This window comes from Streptomyces sp. LUP30 (assembly GCF_001746365.1).
In the GTDB taxonomy this organism is placed as follows: Bacteria; Actinomycetota; Actinomycetes; order Streptomycetales; family Streptomycetaceae; genus Streptomyces.
In genome coordinates, this window is record NZ_MJAJ01000005.1 from 26545 (window position 1) to 46073 (window position 19529).

18 protein-coding genes and 1 pseudogene are annotated in these 19529 nt (G+C 73.7%); 13 read left to right on the plus strand and 6 right to left on the minus strand.

Features of this window, described 5'->3' with window-relative positions; all coding sequences use genetic code 11:
* The first annotated feature begins 46 nt into the window (after positions 1–46).
* The 4 genes from BG482_RS06290 to BG482_RS06305 all read left to right on the plus strand — a co-directional run bounded on the left by BG482_RS06290 (position 47) and on the right by BG482_RS06305 (position 3281).
* Complete coding sequence (locus BG482_RS06290; RefSeq protein ID WP_069767865.1) at positions 47–337, plus strand: hypothetical protein; 291 nt, start codon at positions 47–49, stop codon at positions 335–337.
* A 238-nt stretch (positions 338–575) separates the two neighbouring features.
* Entirely contained in the window at positions 576–1628 is a 1053-nt protein-coding gene (locus tag BG482_RS06295; RefSeq protein WP_069767866.1) for a hypothetical protein, read from the plus strand.
* Positions 1629–1961: 333 nt separating this feature from the next.
* On the plus strand, positions 1962–2411 hold the full coding sequence (locus tag BG482_RS06300; protein ID WP_069767867.1) for a spore-associated protein: 450 nt from the start codon (positions 1962–1964) through the stop codon (positions 2409–2411).
* A gap of 267 nt (positions 2412–2678) precedes the next feature.
* Positions 2679–3281: a sugar O-acetyltransferase gene (locus BG482_RS06305; protein WP_069767868.1), complete on the plus strand. Its 603-nt coding sequence runs from the start codon at positions 2679–2681 to the stop codon at positions 3279–3281.
* Between the two features lie 273 nt (positions 3282–3554).
* On the opposite strand, the gene BG482_RS06310 is transcribed toward BG482_RS06305, so the two are convergent.
* Positions 3555–3797: a DUF5302 domain-containing protein gene (locus tag BG482_RS06310; protein WP_069767869.1), complete on the minus strand. Its 243-nt coding sequence runs from the start codon at positions 3795–3797 to the stop codon at positions 3555–3557.
* A gap of 166 nt (positions 3798–3963) precedes the next feature.
* Between BG482_RS06310 and BG482_RS44995 the strand changes: the two genes are divergently transcribed.
* The 5 genes from BG482_RS44995 to BG482_RS06335 all read left to right on the plus strand — a co-directional run bounded on the left by BG482_RS44995 (position 3964) and on the right by BG482_RS06335 (position 8719).
* Positions 3964–4461, plus strand: a complete 498-nt coding sequence (locus BG482_RS44995; protein ID WP_256096283.1) for a hypothetical protein — start codon at positions 3964–3966, stop codon at positions 4459–4461.
* 233 nt (positions 4462–4694) lie between these two features.
* Positions 4695–5048 carry an STAS domain-containing protein gene (locus BG482_RS06320; RefSeq protein WP_069767870.1) on the plus strand — a complete coding sequence of 118 codons (354 nt, stop codon included), beginning with the start codon at positions 4695–4697 and terminating at the stop codon, positions 5046–5048.
* Positions 5049–5235: 187 nt separating this feature from the next.
* A complete protein-coding gene (locus BG482_RS06325) occupies positions 5236–6993 on the plus strand; it encodes a diacylglycerol kinase family protein (RefSeq protein ID WP_069768039.1) in 1758 nt (585 codons plus the stop codon).
* 1 nt (position 6994) lies between these two features.
* Positions 6995–7948, plus strand: a complete 954-nt coding sequence (locus BG482_RS06330; protein WP_069767871.1) for a YihY/virulence factor BrkB family protein — start codon at positions 6995–6997, stop codon at positions 7946–7948.
* Positions 7949–8719 (plus strand): phosphatase PAP2 family protein, encoded by a 771-nt coding sequence (locus BG482_RS06335; RefSeq protein ID WP_069767872.1) that lies wholly within the window; start codon positions 7949–7951, stop codon positions 8717–8719.
* Between the two features lie 203 nt (positions 8720–8922).
* Here the strand turns inward: BG482_RS06335 and BG482_RS06340 are convergent.
* The 5 genes and pseudogenes from BG482_RS06340 to BG482_RS06360 all read right to left on the minus strand — a co-directional run bounded on the left by BG482_RS06340 (position 8923) and on the right by BG482_RS06360 (position 14077).
* Positions 8923–10475 (minus strand): annotated as a pseudogene (locus BG482_RS06340) (FAD-dependent oxidoreductase).
* Complete coding sequence (locus BG482_RS06345) at positions 10472–11203, minus strand: methyltransferase domain-containing protein (protein ID WP_069767873.1); 732 nt, start codon at positions 11201–11203, stop codon at positions 10472–10474. The pseudogene BG482_RS06340 and the gene BG482_RS06345 overlap by 4 nt, the downstream one beginning before the upstream one ends.
* A gap of 128 nt (positions 11204–11331) precedes the next feature.
* Complete coding sequence (locus BG482_RS06350) at positions 11332–12528, minus strand: lycopene cyclase family protein (protein WP_069767874.1); 1197 nt, start codon at positions 12526–12528, stop codon at positions 11332–11334.
* A 171-nt stretch (positions 12529–12699) separates the two neighbouring features.
* Positions 12700–13110 (minus strand): hypothetical protein, encoded by a 411-nt coding sequence (locus tag BG482_RS06355; protein ID WP_069767875.1) that lies wholly within the window; start codon positions 13108–13110, stop codon positions 12700–12702.
* A gap of 328 nt (positions 13111–13438) precedes the next feature.
* Positions 13439–14077: a sigma-70 family RNA polymerase sigma factor gene (locus BG482_RS06360; protein ID WP_069767876.1), complete on the minus strand. Its 639-nt coding sequence runs from the start codon at positions 14075–14077 to the stop codon at positions 13439–13441.
* Positions 14078–14416: 339 nt separating this feature from the next.
* On the opposite strand from BG482_RS06360, the gene BG482_RS06365 reads away from it, so the two are divergent.
* The 4 genes from BG482_RS06365 to BG482_RS06380 are packed head-to-tail and all read left to right on the plus strand — an operon-like array spanning position 14417 to position 19465.
* The gene (locus BG482_RS06365; RefSeq protein WP_079141636.1) at positions 14417–15748 is read left to right on the plus strand and encodes a polyprenyl synthetase family protein; all 1332 of its coding nucleotides are present in this window, start codon (positions 14417–14419) and stop codon (positions 15746–15748) included.
* On the plus strand, positions 15745–17325 hold the full coding sequence (crtI, locus tag BG482_RS06370; RefSeq protein ID WP_069767877.1) for a phytoene desaturase family protein: 1581 nt from the start codon (positions 15745–15747) through the stop codon (positions 17323–17325). Before BG482_RS06365 ends, crtI begins: the two co-directional genes overlap by 4 nt.
* Positions 17322–18380: a phytoene/squalene synthase family protein gene (locus tag BG482_RS06375; RefSeq protein ID WP_069767878.1), complete on the plus strand. Its 1059-nt coding sequence runs from the start codon at positions 17322–17324 to the stop codon at positions 18378–18380. The genes crtI and BG482_RS06375 overlap by 4 nt, the downstream gene beginning before the upstream one ends.
* Positions 18377–19465, plus strand: a complete 1089-nt coding sequence (locus BG482_RS06380; protein WP_069767879.1) for a DUF5914 domain-containing protein — start codon at positions 18377–18379, stop codon at positions 19463–19465. The genes BG482_RS06375 and BG482_RS06380 overlap by 4 nt, the downstream gene beginning before the upstream one ends.
* The last annotated feature ends 64 nt before the right edge of the window (positions 19466–19529 follow it).

Sequence of the window (19529 nt, forward strand, 5' to 3'; positions counted from 1 at the left end):
CGACGCGACGGCGAGCCGGCGGAGCGCGCCGAGTCATGGAGGGCCAGTGGGTCTGCAGAACGCCTACGTGGAGAGCGCCGCGCAGGCCGTGTCCCTGCTGGACGCACCGGAAGTGGCCGCCTCGTGGGACCTCCTGACCCGGATGGTCGAGCTGGCTGTACCCATGGACGACCTGGCAGTCAGCGTGGGCCTCAGCGCGCCGAGGCTTCCCCGGGCCGCCTTCGATCCCGTGGTTGCGCTGCTGACCGAGCTCGCCGCCCGGCGCCACGGCCGAGCAGCCCTGCTCCGCGCCCTGACCCGCGCTGAGCGCGGACCGTCTGCCATCAACGTGTTCTGAACGCGCCCCTGCCGTCGGTTCGTCGACGAGGTGGCTGGCCGGCGGGCAGCGGAGGTGGGACCGAGGCGTCGCGGCCCCGGTGGCCGGAGCGATGTCCGCGGGCGGACGTGCCGGGGCCGTAGTCGCCGAGGAGGGCGAGCCGCTGCTCCCGGGATGTTCCCGGGGCCGGCCGGGGCGTCATCGTGCCAGGTCAGTACGATGCGCGGGCACGACTTGCACGAGCACGAAGGACGTCCCCTTGTCTGGCCCACTCCCCTCTCCGGACCCCTCGCAGCCGGCCCACCCGTCGGAGAACACGGCCCGGACGAGGTGGCTGCGGACGAACTCGGCCCGCCTCGGACTCATCGCCGCCGTGCCGATCTGCGGGTTGATCACGCCCGGGCTGGGTGCGGTCGCGCTCGCCGGGGCCATCGTCGCCCTGTGGCGGAAGAATCCCTGGTCGAAGCAGGGCAAGGTGGTGGCGACGATCGCCGCGGCGGCACTGCTCGGCGCGGTCGTTCCTGCTCCTGCGAAGGACGGGGCGCAGGACCGCAGGGCTGCTGTGCAGCAGGTTCCCGCCTCGGCGGTTCCCTCGGTGTCCGCCGCCCCCGCGGTATCGAGGAGGCCGCTGGCTGACTTCCGCGGCAAGAGTCTGGAAGTCGCGTACATCAGGATCGTCAGGACCGGTGCCACCGTCGTGTTCCACGACGCGTCCGACGAGGGTGAGCACATCGAGTTCAGCTCGCGAGGGCTGTGGACGGTGTGCTTCCAGAACGAGACGGGCACCGGCGCGGAGCGGACGGTCGACCTCGGCGCGGTCCGCCGGGGCGACCCGTGTCCCACGCGGGACGGCGGCCCCCTGCCGCTGCCCACCATGCCCGAGTTGGTGTGGAAGACCTGGCTGCAGGCGCGCAAGGAGGTCATCGCTCTCGGGGTGCCCGCCGATCGCGTCCGGGCCCGGGAGGCGTACGTCAACGACACGCTGCCGGAGGAGGGGAAGTACGACGCCTGGCGCGTGTGCGCCCATGACCCGGCGCAGGGCGAAGCGATCCGCACCGACGCGGACGTGACGCTCTACCTCTCCTCCCCCGCCAACGGCTGCCCCGAGTCCCGGCGCGGAGTCGGCACCTCGGCGAGGCTCTCCGACCGCGACGACGACGGCGATCCCGACTACCGAGATCCCTACCCCGGCGACCGCAACCGCACGAGCACCTTTCCCGACGGCTTCCCCCGCGACTCGAACGGCTCGAACGACTCGAACGGCTCCGACGGTCACGGCTGGAACCCCTGCCACCACACCCACTGGTGCTGACGCGCCATCCGGTCACCAGGATCACCGGTCCGCAGGCACAGGGCCGGCCGGCTGACGGCCGGCCCTGTGCCGCCGTACGGGGCTGAACCTGGACGAGGTCCCTGGGCGACGGTCCGTCACCGAGTGAAGGCCCCCTCGTTCCCACCGGCCCGTGCCCATCTCAGCCGTCTACCTGCTGCGCGCCGCACACCGCCCCTTCGGTTGCGCCCCAACTCAGCCAAAAGCGCCGCCAGTTGTGACCGAAAACGGCAGCAATTCCGGCACAACCATCCGAACAGCTCGCCGGTCACATAAGGCAGGAGTAACCAACTCCTAAGTACACAAGGGGGAAATATGCGCTTCACTCACACCATGTTGGGCGCCGCCACACTGGCCGCTCTGGCGGTCGGGGCCACGACCGCCCTGGCGGCACCCGCGTCGGCCACACCCAACACCACCCCGCAGAAGGTCTGCGGAAGCGGCTACAAGACCGTGAACTCCGCCGCCGTCGGCTCGCTGGGCACCGTCTACCTCACCTACAACGCCGCCAACGGCAACAACTGCGTCGCCACCATCCGCAGCAACCCCGGCAACGCCGTGGACATGTCCGCCTGGATCTACGTGCCGGACACCGGCAAGGGCGACGACGACTACGGGCACTACACCTCGTTCGCGGGTCCCACCTACGTCGTCGGCAAGGGCCACTGCGTCGACTGGGGCGGCGGCATCGCCAACACCACCGTCCAGGTGAGCGGCTCCAACTGCGCCTCCCTCAAGGAGCTGCGGAAGACCTTCACCCGCTGACCCTCCCCTGCCGCCCGCCGACCACCGGCCCGGACGACGCCCGGGCCGTCAGGACGGCACCTTGACGCAGGACGCGCAACAGGCCGTGACGGTCTGCCCGCCCTGGCGGAGCCCACCCGGCTCCGCCAGGGCAACACCCTGCGGTTCGAGAACACTCGTGGAAAGACCCATGGTGTGTGCGGCCTACACGTAGGCTCGGAACGCGCGGTCGGCCCGGGGCGCGTCGGGGCCGGTGCCCGAGGATTTCGGCGAAGGGAGCATCCCGTTGTGACGGACACTCACGAGGAAGAAGTCCTGGCTCGGATCGCCAAGGGGCTCGTCTACACCGAGTCGGAAGCGGCCTTCCAGGCCCCTCGCCGCCGCACGGACCAGATCTTCGAGTACAACCGAACCCCGCCGAGCGAAACGGAGAAACGCCGAGCACTGCTCGTCGCGATCTTCGGCTCGGTCGGTGAGCGCACGATCCTGCTGCCCCCCTTCCACGCCGGGTTCGGCAGCAACGTCCACATCGGCGACGACTTCTTCGGCAACGTGAACCTGACATTCGTCGACGACGTGGACATCCGCATAGGCGACGGTGTCATGATCGCTCCCAGCGTGACCCTGACCACCACGGGCCACCCGGTGCACCCCTCGCGACGCGTCGACTTCGGACGGTTCTCCGAACCGATCGTGATCGAGGACAAGGCGTGGATCGGCAGCAACGCGGTGATCCTGCCGGGCGTCCGGATCGGATACGGGTCGGTGATCGGCGCCGGCAGCGTCGTCAGCCGCAGCATCCCCCCGATGTCCGTCGCGGTCGGAGCACCGTGCCGGGTGATCCGCGCGATCACGGACGAGGACCTCACCGCACGCACAGCCGAGGACTAGGGAGTTCACTCGGCCCGTCGGACCGACCGGAGGGAAACGCCTCCTCGCCACCGTCAGGTGAAGGTGATCGGTGCAGCCGACCGCCGGGCCGCCCTGGAGGGGAAGACAGCCCGGACGGGGGCGGCGACGGTCGGCGGAAGCAGTGCGCAGGGCCGGAGATCGCCGCGTGGCCGCACGGCCGGGTCGAAGCCCTGCGGAGTCCGCGTCCCTCCCGCACGGTCATCGTCCGGAACCGGCCTGCCCCGTCCGGTGGCCACTACCGAGGCGTACGGATCAGCCGCCGCTCTTGCGACGGAACGACCGCTGACTCGCCGCCGGGCCGTGCGCGCCGTGAATCTTCGACGTGCCGGCGTTCGCGGCGCCGTCACCGGCGTCCCCCTGCAGGCCGCGCTTGCGCGCCAGAGCCTCGCGGAACCTGCGCTTCAAGTCGTACTGGCCGTCGTCGTCGGGCGAGAGGGAACCGCTCTCGCCGTCGACCGGCTCCGAGCCTTCGGGCGATGCTGACTCTGCGGTCATGGAGACCTCCTGGCACTGGGCAGTGGAATGCACAGCTTGTCATGGCGGACGCCGGTCGAAGCGCCGGCGTCCTGCGTCGCCGACCGCCGATCGGGGGCCCGGGCGGACGGCTTCGCGCATAAGGCATGCGATTGCGGGGCAGCCGCCGGGAATGCGTGGAAACCAGATGTACGCCACGAGCAACGCACACGGTCGGCCTGTGCGCGAGGGCGCCGCACGGACACAGCCCGAGGGAAAGCACCGGCGCACCGGACGACGAGGGGGCCGGTGGCATCGGCGGGTTCTGGCCTACCGCGGCGTCGAGCTGCTTCCGTCGTCGGCGCCGGTGGGCGCGGGAGAGGAGTGCCTGCTGCTGGTGCACATCCGCAAAGTGGTCGGTCGGGTGACCTACCGGGCCTGCGACGAGTGCGCCGAAGGTGTGATCACCGACGTCGTCATCGACGAACCGTTCCGCGACTGCGGGCTGGGCACCAGGGCACTCTCGCACCTCCGTTCCCGGCACCCCGGCGTCGCCTGGCGCACGACGCTCGAAACCCGCCTCACGCGGGGTCTGCTGCGCCGCATGCGCATCCCCAGGACAGCCGAGGAAGGGAGCTGCTCACACCTGCGCGCCGCCCCGGCCGCATCCGCCTCCGCATCCGCCTCCGCTCGAGGAAACCGGTGACCTGCTCACCGCTCGGCCACCGGGACGGGCTGTCGGAGCCGGGCGGACTGTGCGACGCTGCAAGGACAACCAGCCTGGTCCGGTAGGAGACCCCGCGCCGCCCTCGAAGGTCACCACGTGACCGGGACGCGGTACGGGTCGTCCTGCTCGGCTGCACGCGCCCCACTACGCGTGCTCGACGCCCTCGTCCTCACGGGGCGTGATGGGCTCGACCCCGAACAGAGGGGCGGACCGTGAACGTCTTCGGCGTGACGACGCAGCACCATCCCACCCGCACCGTGATCACCGTCGCCGGAGACATGGACCTTCAGACACACCCCCAGCTCGCGCAGGCCGCCTCCCTCGTACCGGAGCACTGCACCTCACTGGAGATGGATCTTTCCGGTGTGTCGTTCATGGACTCCAGCGGCCTGAACCTCCTTCTGCTGCTGCGCCGACGCCTCCAGGCGCAAGGCGGTCGTCTCACCCTGACCGGCCTGCGCCACCAGCCGCGGCACCTGCTCGCCCTCACGGGGACCGACCGACTGCTCACGGCCGACACCGCCGGACACCACCGGCCGCAGGCGCCCCGCCGCCCTCGCGGCTGACATCGGCATCCGGCTCCCGGGCCGTCCCCCTCGTGACCGTCCCCGCCTTGCTGTGCGGCCGGGCGCTGCCCGCTGATCAGCAGTTCACCAGCGGCAGGTCTGCGCCGGGACATCGTGGGCAGACGGTGGATCGGCCTCAACGCCTTTGGCCGACACCGCCGTACCGCGCCGACCCGTGGGAGACATGATGCCGACCGCCGCACCGGAAAGACCGGCCGAACTGCCCGGCGAGAGACCGCGAGCCGCCCGGACCGGCCGCTCGTTCGCGCTGCCCCGAGGCGTGGGACGAACCGCCGCGCGCATCTCAGCGTTGACGGTGTGCCAGGGCGCGCTGATGGTGGGACTCGGGCTGCTCATCACCGGACCCGCCCGGGGACTGTGGCCGCTGACGGTCGAGGACGACGTCAACGAGGGCTTCGAGCACGCCCGGACCGGCACCCTCACCACGATGTCGTACCTCGGCTCGGAAGCCGGCGACACCCTGACGGTGATCGCCGTCACCGTCCTGGCGTGTGCGGGTCTGATCCTGATCCCCCGTCTGCCGATGTGGCGTCAGGCCTCGTTCCTCGCCGTCGCCGTGTCGCTCCAGTCGCTGGTGTTCCTCGTCATCACCGAGTCGGTGGACCGTCATCGCCCCGACGTGGACCGTCTTGACGCCTCACCGCCCACCTCCAGCTACACGTCCGGGCACACGGGGGCGGCCACCGCGCTCTACGGCGGCCTGGCGGTGCTCGCGCTGTCCCGGCTGCGCGGGCCGTGGCGGCGGATCGTGGGCGGTCTGCTGCTCCTCATGCCGGTGATGGTGGCCGTCGCCCGCCTCTACCGGGGCATGCACCACCCCACGGACGTCGTGGGCGGTCTGGCCAACGGCGGCCTGTCCCTGCTGATCGTCGGTCGTGCCCTGTTCACCGACGGGACCGTAACGGCTCCGGTCGGGGCGAGCCCCGCGCCGTCCGCCGAGGGCGCAGGGTCAGACCCGGGCGCACCGGGTCGCGGCCGCACTGCGGTGATCTTCAACCCGACGGTCACCGGCGAAGCCGACCGCGAGGCGCTGCGCGAGGTCCTGGAACGCCACGGTCACCGCGCACCCGTGTTCGTCGAGACCACGGCGGAGGACCCGGGCACGGGTCAGGCGGCCGCCGCGGTCCGTGACGGCGCACGACTGGTCGTGGTCTGCGGCGGCGACGGCACCCTGCGGGCGGCCGCGGACGCGCTGGCGGGAAGCGGCGTGCCGCTGGCTCTGGTGCCCTGTGGCACGGGCAATCTGCTGGCCCGCAACCTCGGTCTGCCGCTGTCCCCCACCGCCGCGCTCGACGCCGCCCTGCGGGGCGCCCCGCGCCGCATCGACCTCGGCCGCATCGAGGGTGACGGCCTCGCCGCCACCCACTTCGCCGCGATGTCCGGGGCCGGCCTCGACGCCGCGATCATGGAGCACACCGACGACCGCGCCAAGTCCGTCCTGGGCTGGCCCGCCTATGTCCTGGCGGGCGTCGGCGCACTGCGGACTCCGCGGATGCGCCTGACCGTCCGGCTCGACGAGGCGCCCGCCCTGCACCGCACGGCCCGCATGGTGCTCATCGGCAACGTCGGCACCGTGCAGGGCGGGACGACCTTGCTGCCGGCCGCCCGCCCCGACGACGGTCTGCTCGATCTGCTCATCCTCGACCCGCGCGGCGCAGGCGGCTGGATGCGCGCACTGGCGACGCTGCTGCGCGGGCGTGCGAAGACGACGCGCCGGCCGTCGGCCCTCGACACCGTCACGGCCCAGGGCGACGACGGACGGGGCGTGCCGGTGGAGTTCTTCACGTTCCGACGGGCCGAACTGACCTTCGGCGACCCGCAGTCCCGAGAGCTCGACGGTGATCCGGTGACGCCCGGCCGCCTGTTGAACGCCGAGGTCAGGCCCGGTGCGCTGACCGTGCTGCTGCCGTCGGAAGGTGCGTGACATGGGTACGGCGACCACGGTCCCCGAGACGCGTGACATGACCGGCGACGAACTGTCCGCCGACGAGGCGCTGATGTCGCTGCGCCGCTACGGCAGCTGGGCGCTGCTGCGCGACTCCTTCGTCCGTTTCCGGTATGCCGACGGCTTCACCCATTCCCGTGCGCTCGCCCTGCAGACGGTCCTGTCGGTGATCCCGCTGGCCATCGCGTTCGTCGGACTGTCCACCACGCTGCACACCGAGAACATAGGCCGGATCGCCGAACTGACCATCCACCGGATGGCCGAGGGGCCCAGCGCCGACGTGGTCGACGACGCGCTCGGCCGCAGCCGCCGCACGGCGGGCGACGGCGCGCAGGTCGCCCTCTGGTTCGGGCTGCTCTTCTCCCTGGTCAACACCACCACCGCGATGTGCCAGGTGGAGCGCGGCGCCAACCGGATCTACGGCAACGAGCGCGACCGCCCGTTCCGGCAGAAGTACCTGCGCGGTCTGGTGATGTCCGTCATCGCCGGACTGCCGCTCGGACTGGGGTTCATCGTCATGGTGGCCGGCGGCGACCTGGCGTCCGCGGCGGTGAGCGTCTACCAGCTCGACGGCGGCGCACAGACAGCCTGGGAGATACTGCGCTGGCCCTCCGGGCTGCTGCTCGCGCTCATCTCGGCCAGCGTCATCTTCCGCCGTTCACCCCGTCGCAAACAGCCCGGATACACCTGGCTGGCCTTCGGCGCCGCCGTGTACCTGGTGCTGTGGACGGCGCTGACCTGGCTGCTGAGCCTCTACCTCGGCATCAGCGGCTCCTTCGACACGGTCTACGGCCCGCTCAGCGCCTTCATGTCGCTGCTGCTCTGGGCCTATCTGACCTCCATCGCCCTTTTCCTCGGACTGGCGTTCGCCGCGCAGCTGGAAGCCGCGCGAGCCCAGCGGTCCGAACCGATCGAACCCGATCCTGGAGTCTGAATGGTTGTGCGAGCCGCGGTCCGGCACCTCCGAGACCACCGTCGCCGGACAGCCGACCGCAGATTCGGCGCCCGGCTGCTGGGAGCCGCCCTCGTCGCCGCCGTCGCGGCCGTGCCCTTCGCGCTGCTGCTGGTCCTCGTAGAGGGCCAGTGGCGGCCGCTGCGCCGCCTGGACGCGGGCGCCGCCGAGCGACTGCACCACACGGCCGTGACCCATCCGGCATGGACCGGTGTCCTGCGCTTCCTGTCCGACTGGGTCTGGGACCCGGCCGTCCTGCGCACGGCCGTCGCCCTGCTCACCGTTTGGCTGCTGTACCGCAGGGCCTGGCGGCTGGCCGCCTGGTCCGCCGTGACGGCGGTGGCCGGCGGACTGATCGGGCTCCTGGTCAAGACGGTGGTCGAGCGGGCCAGGCCGTCCCTGGAGGATCCGGTGGCGCACGCCCCGGGATTCTCCTTCCCGTCCGGTCACGCGATGACGGCCACCACGTCGTTCGCCGTGCTGTTGCTGGTCCTGCTGCCCGTGGCGCCGCGCGCCTGGCGTCCTGTGTGCTGGTGCGTCGCGGTGGTGTCGGTGCTCGGAGTGGGCTTCACCCGGGTCGCGCTCGGCGTGCACTGGTTCAGCGACGTGGTGGGCGGCTGGCTGCTCGGCCTGGCCGTCGTGACCCTCACCGCCTGGGCCTTCGAGGCCTGGCGCGCCGAGGCCGGCCGGGCCCACGCCGAGGTGAGCGAGGGGCTGGAGCCGGAACTCGTCGACGCCCACCCCGAACCGTGAGCGCCGGTCTCGATCGAACGGGCGGGCTCCCCTTCTCGTCGTCCTCGCGGCCGTCCCGCTGGTGGCTCTCCGCCCGTGGGCCCGGTCGTCGAACGCTCATGGCCTGCGGCTACGAAGCCCGGGGCGACAGCGGTCGGCCGAGGCGGCGTTGACGCATACCGGTTGACGGTGGCCGGGTCGACGGCGCCCACCCGCGCACGGGGTCACCCCAGTCGTGCGAGCCCGCGCAGTGCCGCGCTGCGTCCGCGGTCGGGCACCGTCCACAGGGTCTGGCCTCTGACTCCCCAGCGCTCCAGGAGCGCGTTCGCGGCGAGGAAACCGCTCGTGGCCGCACGTTCCATCAGGGCCACGGGCAGGTCCGTGCGCACGAGGTCGCCGGCCACCACCAGTGCGGGATCGGAGGTGCGTACGGTCGGCCGGTCGCGGTATCCGCCGACCGGGAACAGCGGACAGTCCGCCCGCCACTCGTGCCGCTCGTCGACCACCGTCGCCGCGCGCGTCTCCGGATACACCCGGTGCAGTTGCTCCACCAGGCGTTTCTGCTCGACGTCGCGGACCGCACGCTCGGGCAGGGCGTAGGCGTGCAGTTCGACGACGGACCCGCCGGTGCGCGAGGCCCAGCGCGCCGACTCCCCCTCCCAGCGCTCCAGCACGCTGACGTTGTCGAGGGTTCCGTAGCCGCTGGTACCCAGGAAGCCGGGGCGGTCGGCGGCGACCGGGCGGTCCAGCCACAGGCGTGACACGAGGAACGGCGGCGCGGCGCGGAGCCGGGTGATCCGCTCCCGCCAGCCGGCGTCCGCCAGGCGGGGGGAGCGGGCGACGAGGGAGCCGAGGCCTTCGGTGTCCAGGGCGAGGACGGTGGTGTCGTGGCGCCGTTCCGTCGTGTCCGTGGCGACGACGAAGCCGCCGTCCTCGGCGGGTTCGACGGTCTCGACGCGGGCGCCGGTGCGCACGTCGACGCCGTGGCCGCGCAGGTAGTCGGCCAGTGGCTCCCACAGGGCGGCCGGGAAGGGCTCGTCGGGCACGTCGAAGAGCAGGCCTTCCGCCGAGCCCAGGAAGTAGATGTGGAACATCAACACCATCTCCGCCGCGGACAGTCGGCGCGGATCGGCGAAGAAGCTCCGGGAGAACACCTCGAACGCGAGGTGGTGTGCGGCCTCCGGGAAGCGGATCGAGTGGAGGAAGTCATGTGCGCTGACGTCGTCGAGCCGCTCGTAGACCTCGGGGACGCGGACGTCCAGCAGCGGCAGTGCGGCCACCGGGTTCATGCGGGCGAGGTCGCGCAGTGTGAAGGTCGGGCTCAGGGCCACGAAACCGAGGGCGCTCCACGGCGGGGTGCGCGGGACGTGCCGGAAGCTGTCGTGCACGCCGCTGCCGTGGCGGAGCGGGTAGTCGGGCAGGCCACGCAGACGGGCGAGCCCCGGATCGGTGCTCGCAGCAGTCCGCGCAGGTTGTAGTACTGCCGGAAGAACGCGTGGAAGCCGCGGCTCATGGTGACGGTGCTGCCGTCGGAGAGGACGGTCGGCCGGCCGGACAGCCGTCCGCCCAGGGCGGGACCGCGTTCGTAGAGCGTGACCCGCACGCCCTTCTCGGCCAGGCCCGTGGCGGCCGCGAGCCCCGCGATGCCGCCGCCGACGACCGCCGCCGTCACGGGGCGGCCGACGGCGACGCGTGGTGTGCCCGGGGCGGGCAGGACGGTGCGGGCGCGCCGGTCCCGGCCGCGGCGGGCGGCGTCCGGTCGCCGGGTTCGGGTCATCGGCCGTCCTCCGCGGCCGGGCCGGGGCGGCGGGCGACGACGGTGTGGGTGATGCCGGTCTGCCAGCCGGGCAGGGGCAGCGCCCTGACGTCCTGGAAACCGGCGGCGCGGACCCGGGCGGCGAAGCGGTCCGCCGTGTCGAAGTCCACGACGCTGCGCCACAGGTGCCGGTACAGGTCGCCGTCGCCGAGGAGGGTGGCGACGGGCAGGACGAGTCCGCGGCACACCCCGGTCCACACCGCGCGGTGGACGCCCCGGCCGCTGAGCGTGTATTCGTGCACCGCGAGACGCCCGTGCGGCGCGAGCACGTCGCTCACCGCGCCGAGCACCGCGTCGGGGTCGGTGACGTTGCGGAAGAGGTAGGCGGCGAAGACCGCGTCGAAGGGTCCCCGCACGCCTGCTTCCGCCAGTCCTTCGGCGGGGGCCCGTACGAAGGTCACCCCGTCCCGCCACGGTTTGCGCGCGGCGCGCTCCAGCATCCCGGCGGAGGCGTCCACCGCGGTGATCTCGGCGCCGGGGAGGACCGCGGCGAGGGCGGCCGTCGAGGCGCCGGTGCCGCACCCGAGATCCAGTACGCGCAGTCCGGCGCCGCCGTCGGGCAGGCCGAGGCGGCGCGCGGAGCGGCGCAGGTGGCCGTGGTAGCCGGGGTTGGCGGCGACCAGGGTGTCGTAGCTGCGAGAAGCGTGGTCGAACGCGGCGGCCAGGTCCTCGTCGCGCAGCAGGGTCATGCGGTCTCCTCTCGTGGGCGGGCGGCCTGCCGGGGTACGGCCGGGGCAGCCGGAGCGGGGCGGGGCGGCGGCGGAGGTCTCCGCCGAGTGGTCGGGGTGCTCGGGGCTCGGGTCGTGCTTCGTGTCGCTCACCGGCCGGCAGGGGGCGGCTTGCGGGCCAGCCAGGGCAGTTCCGCCGCGCAGCGCAGCATCGGCAGGACGGGGGTGCGGACGCCGACGGAGAGGTCCTCGTGCAGGCGGGTGCCGCCGTCGAGGAATCGCAGCAGCCGTTCCATCGGCACCCCTGCGAAGAGCCGCCCGAAGAACGCGGCCCCGTCGACGCGGCCGGTGTCCAGTGCCCGCAGCATCACCGCGTCCATGGCGCGCGAGCGGGCCGAATGGGCGGGCGGCGGCATCGGGTGGCGGCCCGCGCGCAGGGCGTCCGCGACGGTGCGGGTCTGGCGCTGGACGGCGGAGAACGTGTAGCCGGTGGACGGCCGGGTGGCGCCCCCCGCGGCGCCGATGCGGAAGACGGACGGCGCCGGCCGGCGGAAGAACCGGGCGTCGGTCATGGGGATCACGCCGGTCTCGGTCGCGGTGACGTCGAAGCCGCCGAGGCGCAGCACGTCGTGGGTGTAGCGGCGCAGTTCGCGCTCGTACGCCTCGCGGGGCAGGACGGCGCCGGAGAACAGGGTGTACTCCACGAGCGCCTCATGACGTCCGGTGGGCAGGAGGTAGCCGAAGGCGAGGCCCCGGCGCGGCTGCGGCACCCTGAAGTCCATGAGGTCGACCGTGCCGGGGTCGAAAGCGGGCCGCTCGGTGCGGACGAACCAGCCGCGGAAGTGCTGCAACAGGGTGGTCCGGGCCGCGGGCAGGCGGGCGAGCGGCCGGGAGTCGAAGACCCAGCGGGCGTGCACCGTCACCGGGCGGCCGTCGGCGGCACGGGCACGGATGTCGGCTCCGTCGGCCCCGCCGTTCACCGACTCGACGGTCGCCTCCAGTCGCCTGACGTCGTCGCCGTGCGCCAGATCGCGGGCCACCAGGCGCTCGAAGTCGTCGGAGCGCAGCATCTTGTAGCGCAGGGGGGCGATGTCGTCCTCGATCGGCTGCCCGGCCCGGCCGTGCACCCGCAGCCTGCGCCATTCCGCGGTCAGCGCGGCATCGTACGGGCCGGGGCCCGGCTCCCAGAAGCACCAGGTCCGGCTCGGCGGGCGGAGCGGTCCGGGCGGCGCGTCCACCAGGACGGCGGACACGCGTCGGGCCCCGGGGGCGGCCTGCGTGAGCCGGTGGGCGAGGGACAGCCCCGCCGCTCCCGCGCCCAGGATGGCCACCTCAGCGTGCACCACGAGCCGCTCCCTCCGGTGTGTGCGTCCCACCGGCGGTGTGCGGGCAGCCGGTGACCTGTCGGAAGCATTCACCCCGGAGGCGCTCCACGGATGCAGGCCTCGCCGGGGTCGTCGCCCGTCCGGGGCCCGACTGCCGGACGGACGAGCGCGGGGGGAGGTGAGCGGCCGGTCTCAGCGGTTCGACTCGCGGTGCCGTCCGGGCCGTAGGCGGGCGCGCAGGCGGGCGACGCAGCGGGCGACGGCCCGCGCCGCCGCGGCGGGGCATCGCAGGACGCGGACTGCGGCGCGCCGCACTGGGTGGGCGGTCGCTGAAGGAGTGGGCGGCGGCGGGGGACGGTCGGCGGCGAGGTGAGCGCGGATTGCGGTCCACACCCGGGTGGGTGGCGCCTGGAGGGTTTCACCCGGTCGGGTCAGACGCCCCGCGGCCGCGGCGCGTTCGTAGGCGGCCAGCCGTTCCCGGCACGGACGGCACAGGTCGAGATGGCCGGCCGCGGCCTCGTCCCAAGGCGCCCGGCTGCCGTCGAGGGCGCGGGAGACCAGTGCCGCGTGGGGGATGTGGGGCAGTGCCGGGCGTTCGGCCACGCCGTCCTCCTGACGTCCTCACGGTCCGCCGCGCGGGCCCCCGCGCGACGGACGCGCGGTCCTCAGGCGGGCAGGGCTCCTTGTGACGGCTCTACGGGCACCACTACGGGCACAGGAGCGACGCCGGATGCACCGGCGCCCGACTCACCGGGACCGGCGGGGAGGGGGCGGAAGGGCGGGGCGCCCGGAAGGCGCGGCAAGGTTCGGGGCGGGCAGGCGGCGGAACGGTCGGAGGCGATCGGAAGCGGTCGGCGCCGATCGACCCGCGCCCCGCAACGTTCAGAAGTCGCATCGTTTTCGCATCGAATTACCCTCTGCTCGCCAACGGTTACCTTCTGCGGTCGCTGACGCCCTCGTCGACGCCCTCCCCCTGGAGGCAGCGACCGAGCCGGTGCAGGCCGCGCCGGGCATGGCTCTTCACGGTGCCCAGCGGCCAGCCGGTGAGGTCGGCGATCTGCGGCTGCGTCAGATCGTCGTAGAAGGCCAGGGTGAGCACGCGGCGCTGGGCCGCGGGCAACCTGGCGAGCTCGCGGCCGATGAGGACGCGGTCCAGGACGGCGTCCGGCTGGGTGTAGCCGTCCGCGGACCCCACGGACATCCGCGCACCGGCCGCGGCCACGAGTTCGGCCCGCCGGGTGCGCGCCGCCAGGGCGTCGGCGATCTTGCGGCGGGTGATGCCGACCAGCCACGCGCTCAGCGTGCCGCGCTCGGGCGCGAATCCGGCTCGGCCCCGCCAAGCGGCCAGGAACACCGTCTGGGTGACGTCCTCCGCCTCGCGCGCGTCTCCCAGCGAGCGCCGCCCGAGGGTGTAGACCAGAGCGCCCCACCGGTGGTAGGCGGCGACGAGACAGGCCTCGTCGCCGGCCGCGAACCCCGCGGCGAGTTCCTCGTCGGCCAGGGAGTCCTCGGCCGGAGCCCACAGCGGGATGCTGTCGATGGCCGGCTCGGTGACTTGGCGTGCCGTCATGATGCTGCTCCTCGTGCGGGCGGTGACCGTGCCGTCTCTCGGGGCGGGCGGCCGGGGGACCTGGTCTCCGAGAGCGGCCCCGCCTGCCGTGCTCGCGGTCGCCGTCGGCGACCGCCACTCCCCCACCATGCGAAGCGCGCGAGCGATGCGACAACTTGCGTCGTCCTTGCATCGTTTCTCCGCCGCGGCCGCCCTCGTGAGCCCGTGCGTTCCGTCGCCCCTTTCGGCCCACCGGCCGAGAACGACCGCACGTTCTCCCCGGATGGCGCATCCGGGGACGCCCCTGTCGCGGAAGGCATTACGTCAGACACCCAGGCGACCGAGGCGAGAGGAACCGGGATGCGTCCCACCGAGGCGAAGGATCTTCCTGTGGCCCAGAAGGCACCGGACCCTCACACCGTGCGGCCCGCAGGCGGGTTCCCCCTGCTCGGAGAGGACCTCCCCGCCCCGGGCGCACCCTCGGAAGCGCGCAGGCCCCAGCGGCTCCGGCTGGACGGCGCCGCCCTGGAGGACGTCGACGGGGATGTGCCCGCCGCCGTGGGCCGCCTCCTCGACGACCTTTTGAGCGAACGGGTGGAACGCGCCGTCGCCCTCGACCCGGTCTTCGGGCACGACCTCGCCGAACGCGTCGCCGCCTTCACTCTGGAGGGGGGCAAGCGCATGCGTTCGCGGTTCGTGTGGTGGGCTCTGCGGGCCTGCGGCGGCGGCCCGGTCGAGGCGGAAGCCGCCCTGCGGGTCGGCGCCGCCCTCGAGCTGATCCAGACCTGCGCACTCGTCCACGACGACGTCATGGACGGCTCCCGGCTGCGTCGCGGCCGGCCCGTCCTGCACGCGGACGTCGCCGCCCAGTACGCCGGCGCCGTAGCGCCCGAGGCCGGCCGGCGCTTCGGCGAGGCCGCAGCGATACTCGCCGGCGACCTCGCCCTGGCCTGGGCGGACGACACGGTCGCGGACATCGAGATGGAGCCGGACACCGCCCGCAGGGTGCGCGACCTGTGGAGCACGATGCGCACGGAGATGGTGGCCGGTCAGTACCTGGACATCCAGGGCCAGGTCACCTCCTCCGTCTCGCTGGCCCGTGCCGTGCGCGCCGCCTGTCTCAAGAGCGCGCTGTACTCGGTGGAGCGTCCGCTGGCGCTGGGAGCCGCTTTGGCGGGCGCGGACACCGCGCGCACGGCCGCCCTGTGCTCGGCGGGCCGTTGCGTCGGCATCGCGTTCCAGTTGCGCGACGACCTCACCGACCTGTTCGGCGACCCCACGCGCACCGGAAAGCCGACGGGCGGCGACATCCGGGCGGGCAAACCCACGTACCTGGCAGCGGTGGCCCGGGCCCGGGCGGAGTCCACGGGTGACCGGCGCGCCCTGGCCGTGCTGCGTCGTTCGCTGGGCCGCGCCGATCTCTCCGACCGAGGGCTCGGCGAGGTCCGTGAGGTGCTGGTGACCACCGGTGCCCGTGACGTCGTCGAGGCGAAGATCGACCGGCTGGTCTCCCAGGGCATGCGTCATCTGGACTCCGCGGCGCTGGAGCCGCAGGGCCGCAGGCGTCTGCGGGAGCTTCTGCACGCGGCGGCCGGCACGGTCCCCGTGCCCGCTCCAGGACCCTGCGGAGCGGACCAGGGCATGCCTGTCTCCGCGCTGCTGACCGTCGGCGCCGAGGGAGGTGTCCGATGACCCGGACCGTCTCCGGCCCCACGGATCACGTGGTCGTGGTGGGCGCCGGGCTCTCCGGTCTCGCGGCCGCACTGCACCTGCTCGGCGCGGGTCGCCGGGTCACCCTCGTGGAGCGGGACGCGCTGCCCGGGGGCCGAGCCGGACGACTGGAGCGCGGCGGCTACCGCATCGACACCGGTCCCACCGTGCTGACCATGCCCGACCTCGCCGACGAGGCGTTCTCCGCGGTCGGCGAGAACCTGCGCGACCGCGTCGACCTCGTCCCCCTGCACCCCGCCTACCAGGCGCGGTTCGCGGACGGCGGCAGCCTGGACGTGCACACCGACGCGGCGGCGATGGAGGCGGAGGTCGAACGGTTCGCCGGAGCCGACGAGGCCGCGGGCTACCGGCGGCTGCGCCGATGGCTGGAGCAGCTGTACCGCGCCCAGATGCGTCGCTTCATCGACGCCAACTTCGACTCCCCGCTGCAGCTGCTGACCCCGGACCTGGCGCGGCTCGCCGCCCTCCGCGGGTTCGGACGGCTGGACGCGGGGATCGGCCGTCACCTGCGCGACGAACGTCTGCGCCGAGTCTTCTCCTTCCAGGCGCTCTACGCCGGAGTCGCCCCGGCTCGGGCCCTCGCCGCATACGCCGTGATCGCCTACATGGACACCGTCGCCGGCGTGTACTTCCCCCGCGGCGGCATGCACGCCCTGCCGCAGGCCATGGCGGACGCCGCTGCGCAGGCGGGCGCCGACCTGCGCTTCGGACGGACCGTGACCCGGCTGGAACGTTCCGCCGGCCGTGTCACCGCCGTCGTCACCGACCAGGACCGCATCCCGTGCGACGCCGTGGTCCTGACCCCGGACCTTCCGGTCTCCTACGGCCTGCTCGGTCGCCCCCCGCGCCGTCCGCTGCGCATCAGACACGCCCCCTCGGCCGTCGTCCTGCACGTCGGCACCGACCGGACGTGGCCCGGACTCGGCCATCACACGCTGTCCTTCGGCAGGGAGTGGCGCCGCACCTTCGACGAACTCACCCGTGACGGCCGTCTGATGAGCGACCCGTCGCTGCTCATCACCCGTCCCACCGCCACCGACCCGACGCTCGCCCCGCCCGGTCACCACCTCCACTACATCCTTGCCCCCTGCCCGAACACCGACATCGGGCCGGACGCCGCCGCCTGGGGCGATCTCGGCCCGCGCTACCGCGACGACGTCCTGCGGGAACTCGACCGGCGCGGCTTCGACGGCATCGCGGAGGCGATCGAGGAGCAGGTGCTCGTCACCCCGGCCGACTGGACGGCCCAGGGGCACGCGGCCGGCACCCCCTTCTCGGCCGCCCACACGTTCGCGCAGACCGGACCGTTCCGGCCGCGCAACCTGGTCCGCGGCGCCGACAACGCCGTACTCGCCGGATGCGGCACCACACCGGGCGTCGGCGTCCCCACCGTGCTGCTGTCCGGCAAGCTCGCCGCGGCCCGCATCACCGGGCGGCACGCGGCCGTCGTCCCCCGGCGTCCGCGTGCCGTACCGCGCGTGCCGAAAGCGCCCGCCCTGCCGGACGTGCCGACCGTGTCCAAAGGAGCACCTTCATGACGGTCCGTGAACTCGACGCGGCGGGCATCACCGAGCCGGCGCTGCGCGACGCCTACGCGCACTGCCGGCGGCTCAACGCCCGGCACGGCAAGACGTACTTCCTCGCCACCCGGTTGCTGCCCGTGGAGCGGCGGCCGGCCGTCCACGCCCTCTACGGCTTCGCCCGCTGGGCCGACGACATCGTCGACTCCCTGGACGCCGACATCCCCGCCCGACGCCGCGCCGCCGACCTCGCCCGCCTCCACGAGCGGCTCCAGCGGGGGCTGCGGGAGGAGAGCAGCGCCGAGCCGGTGGTCCTCGCACTGGCCGACACGGCCCGGCGATACGGCATCGACCACGGCCACTTCGGCGACTTCATGGCGTCCATGCGCAGCGACCTGGAGGTCACCGACTATCCGACCTACGACGACCTGCGCGCGTACATGCACGGCTCCGCCGCGGTGATCGGGCTGCAGATGCTGCCCGTCCTGGGCTCCGTGGCCCCGCGCGAGGAGGCCGCCCCGCACGCGGCCGCCCTCGGCGTCGCCTTCCAGCTGACCAACTTCCTGCGCGACGTGGGCGAGGACCTCGACCGCGGACGCGTCTACCTGCCCGCCGATCTGCTGTCCGCGCACGGCGTCGACCGGGAACTGCTGCTCTGGAGTCGAGGCTCCGGCCGCCGCGACCCGCGCATCACCGCGGCCTTCAGGGCCTTCGAGGACCTCACCCGCGGCGTCTACCGCGAGGCGGCGCCCGGCATCGCGATGCTCGAACCCGTGTCACGTCCCTGCATCCGCACGGCCTTCGTGCTCTACGGCGGCATCCTCGACGCGGTCGCCGCCGACGGGTACGCCGTCCTGCACCGGCGTGCCGTGGTGCCCCGGCGACGCAGGGCCGCGGTGGCCGCCGACGGGCTGGTGCGTCTGACGGCAGCCCGGGCGAAGGCGCGCGCGGCCCGCCGCAGGACGGTGTCCACCGAGCCTCCCGCCCGGTCCGGCGCGCCCGGACGGTGCGCCGGAACGCACCCGGCACCCCGGGCCGTCACCGCGCAGCCACTGCACAAGGAGGTCAGGTGAACCCCCGTCGTCCCGTCCGTCGCGGACGCCTCCCCCTCTCGCTGCGCAGGGACCCGGTCGCCTGGGAGCGGCAGCTTCCGACATGGCGCGAGGCCCGTCCGGCGGTCATCGCCCAGGCGCTGAAACGCGCTCAGGCGCGCCCTTCGGGCAACTGGTTCGTCGTGGGCGCGACCCGGGACGTCCCCGCCGACCGGCCGCTCGCCCGGACGATCGCCGGACAGGAGGTCGTCGTCTGGCGCGACGCCACGGGCCGTCTGGTCGCCGGACCGGGCGTCTGCCCGCACCTGGGCGCACCCCTGCGCGACAGCCCGGTCAGGTGCGGCACTCTCGTCTGCCACTGGCACGGCCTCGCCCTGAAAGGCGCACCGTTCGCGGGCTGGGAGCCGCTGCCCGCCTACGACGACGGCGTACTGGTCTGGGTGCGCCTGGACGACGTGGGCGGGGAACCGCCCCTGGAGACGCCGGTCGTGCCGCCGAGGCCCGCCCTGACCCGGGCGGTGACCGCCGTCTACGTGGGCGTCGGCGCCTGCGAGCCGGAGGACGTCGTGGCCAACCGGCTGGATCCCTGGCACGGCGCCTGGTTCCACCCGTACTCCTTCGTCGACCTGACCGTCGTCGACACTCCCGCGACGGCGGGGAAGGCGCCGGCGAGGACGGAGGACGGAGAGGCAAAGGGAGAGGGAGCCGGGGAGGCGGGCGGCGAGGGCGCGGCGGCGCAGGAGGACGGATTCGTCGTCGATGTCTCCTTCCGGGTCGCCGGACGGCTGGTCGTCCCCGTCCGCGCCGTGTTCACCGCGCCCGAGCCGCGCACGGTCGTCATGCACATCACGGAGGGCGAGGGCCGCGGCTCGGTGGTCGAGACCCACGCGACCCCGCTCGGCCCCGACGACCGGGGCAGGCCTCGCACGGCGGTGGTGGAGGCCGTCGTCGCGGCGTCGGACCGCCCCGGCTTCGCCGTGGCCCGCAGGATGTCGCCGCTGCTGCGCCCCCTCGTGCGGGCCGCCGCCGGACGCCTGTGGCGCGACGACCTCGCCTACGCGGAGCGGCGCTGGCAGCTGCGCTCGACGGGGCGCTTCCCCGGCTGAGCCGCCCGCCGTAGCCCGCCGTAGCAAGCCGACCGCCACGCGGCCGCGCCGTCGCGTGGACCGG

Excerpts from the sequence above, each read along its gene's own strand:
- BG482_RS06335 (WP_069767872.1), top strand. The coding sequence starts at position 7,949 with ATGGTTGTGCGAGCCGCGGTCCGGCACCTCCGAGACCACCGTCGCCGG.
- crtI (WP_069767877.1), top strand. The coding sequence starts at position 15,745 with ATGACCCGGACCGTCTCCGGCCCCACGGATCACGTGGTCGTGGTGGGC.
- BG482_RS06310 (WP_069767869.1), bottom strand. The coding sequence starts at position 3,797 with ATGACCGCAGAGTCAGCATCGCCCGAAGGCTCGGAGCCGGTCGACGGC.
- BG482_RS06300 (WP_069767867.1), top strand. The coding sequence starts at position 1,962 with ATGCGCTTCACTCACACCATGTTGGGCGCCGCCACACTGGCCGCTCTG.
- BG482_RS06330 (WP_069767871.1), top strand. The coding sequence starts at position 6,995 with ATGGGTACGGCGACCACGGTCCCCGAGACGCGTGACATGACCGGCGAC.
- BG482_RS44995 (WP_256096283.1), top strand. The coding sequence starts at position 3,964 with ATGTACGCCACGAGCAACGCACACGGTCGGCCTGTGCGCGAGGGCGCC.
- BG482_RS06375 (WP_069767878.1), top strand. The coding sequence starts at position 17,322 with ATGACGGTCCGTGAACTCGACGCGGCGGGCATCACCGAGCCGGCGCTG.
- BG482_RS06325 (WP_069768039.1), top strand. The coding sequence starts at position 5,236 with ATGCCGACCGCCGCACCGGAAAGACCGGCCGAACTGCCCGGCGAGAGA.
- BG482_RS06365 (WP_079141636.1), top strand. The coding sequence starts at position 14,417 with ATGCGTCCCACCGAGGCGAAGGATCTTCCTGTGGCCCAGAAGGCACCG.
- BG482_RS06345 (WP_069767873.1), bottom strand. The coding sequence starts at position 11,203 with ATGACCCTGCTGCGCGACGAGGACCTGGCCGCCGCGTTCGACCACGCT.
- BG482_RS06360 (WP_069767876.1), bottom strand. The coding sequence starts at position 14,077 with ATGACGGCACGCCAAGTCACCGAGCCGGCCATCGACAGCATCCCGCTG.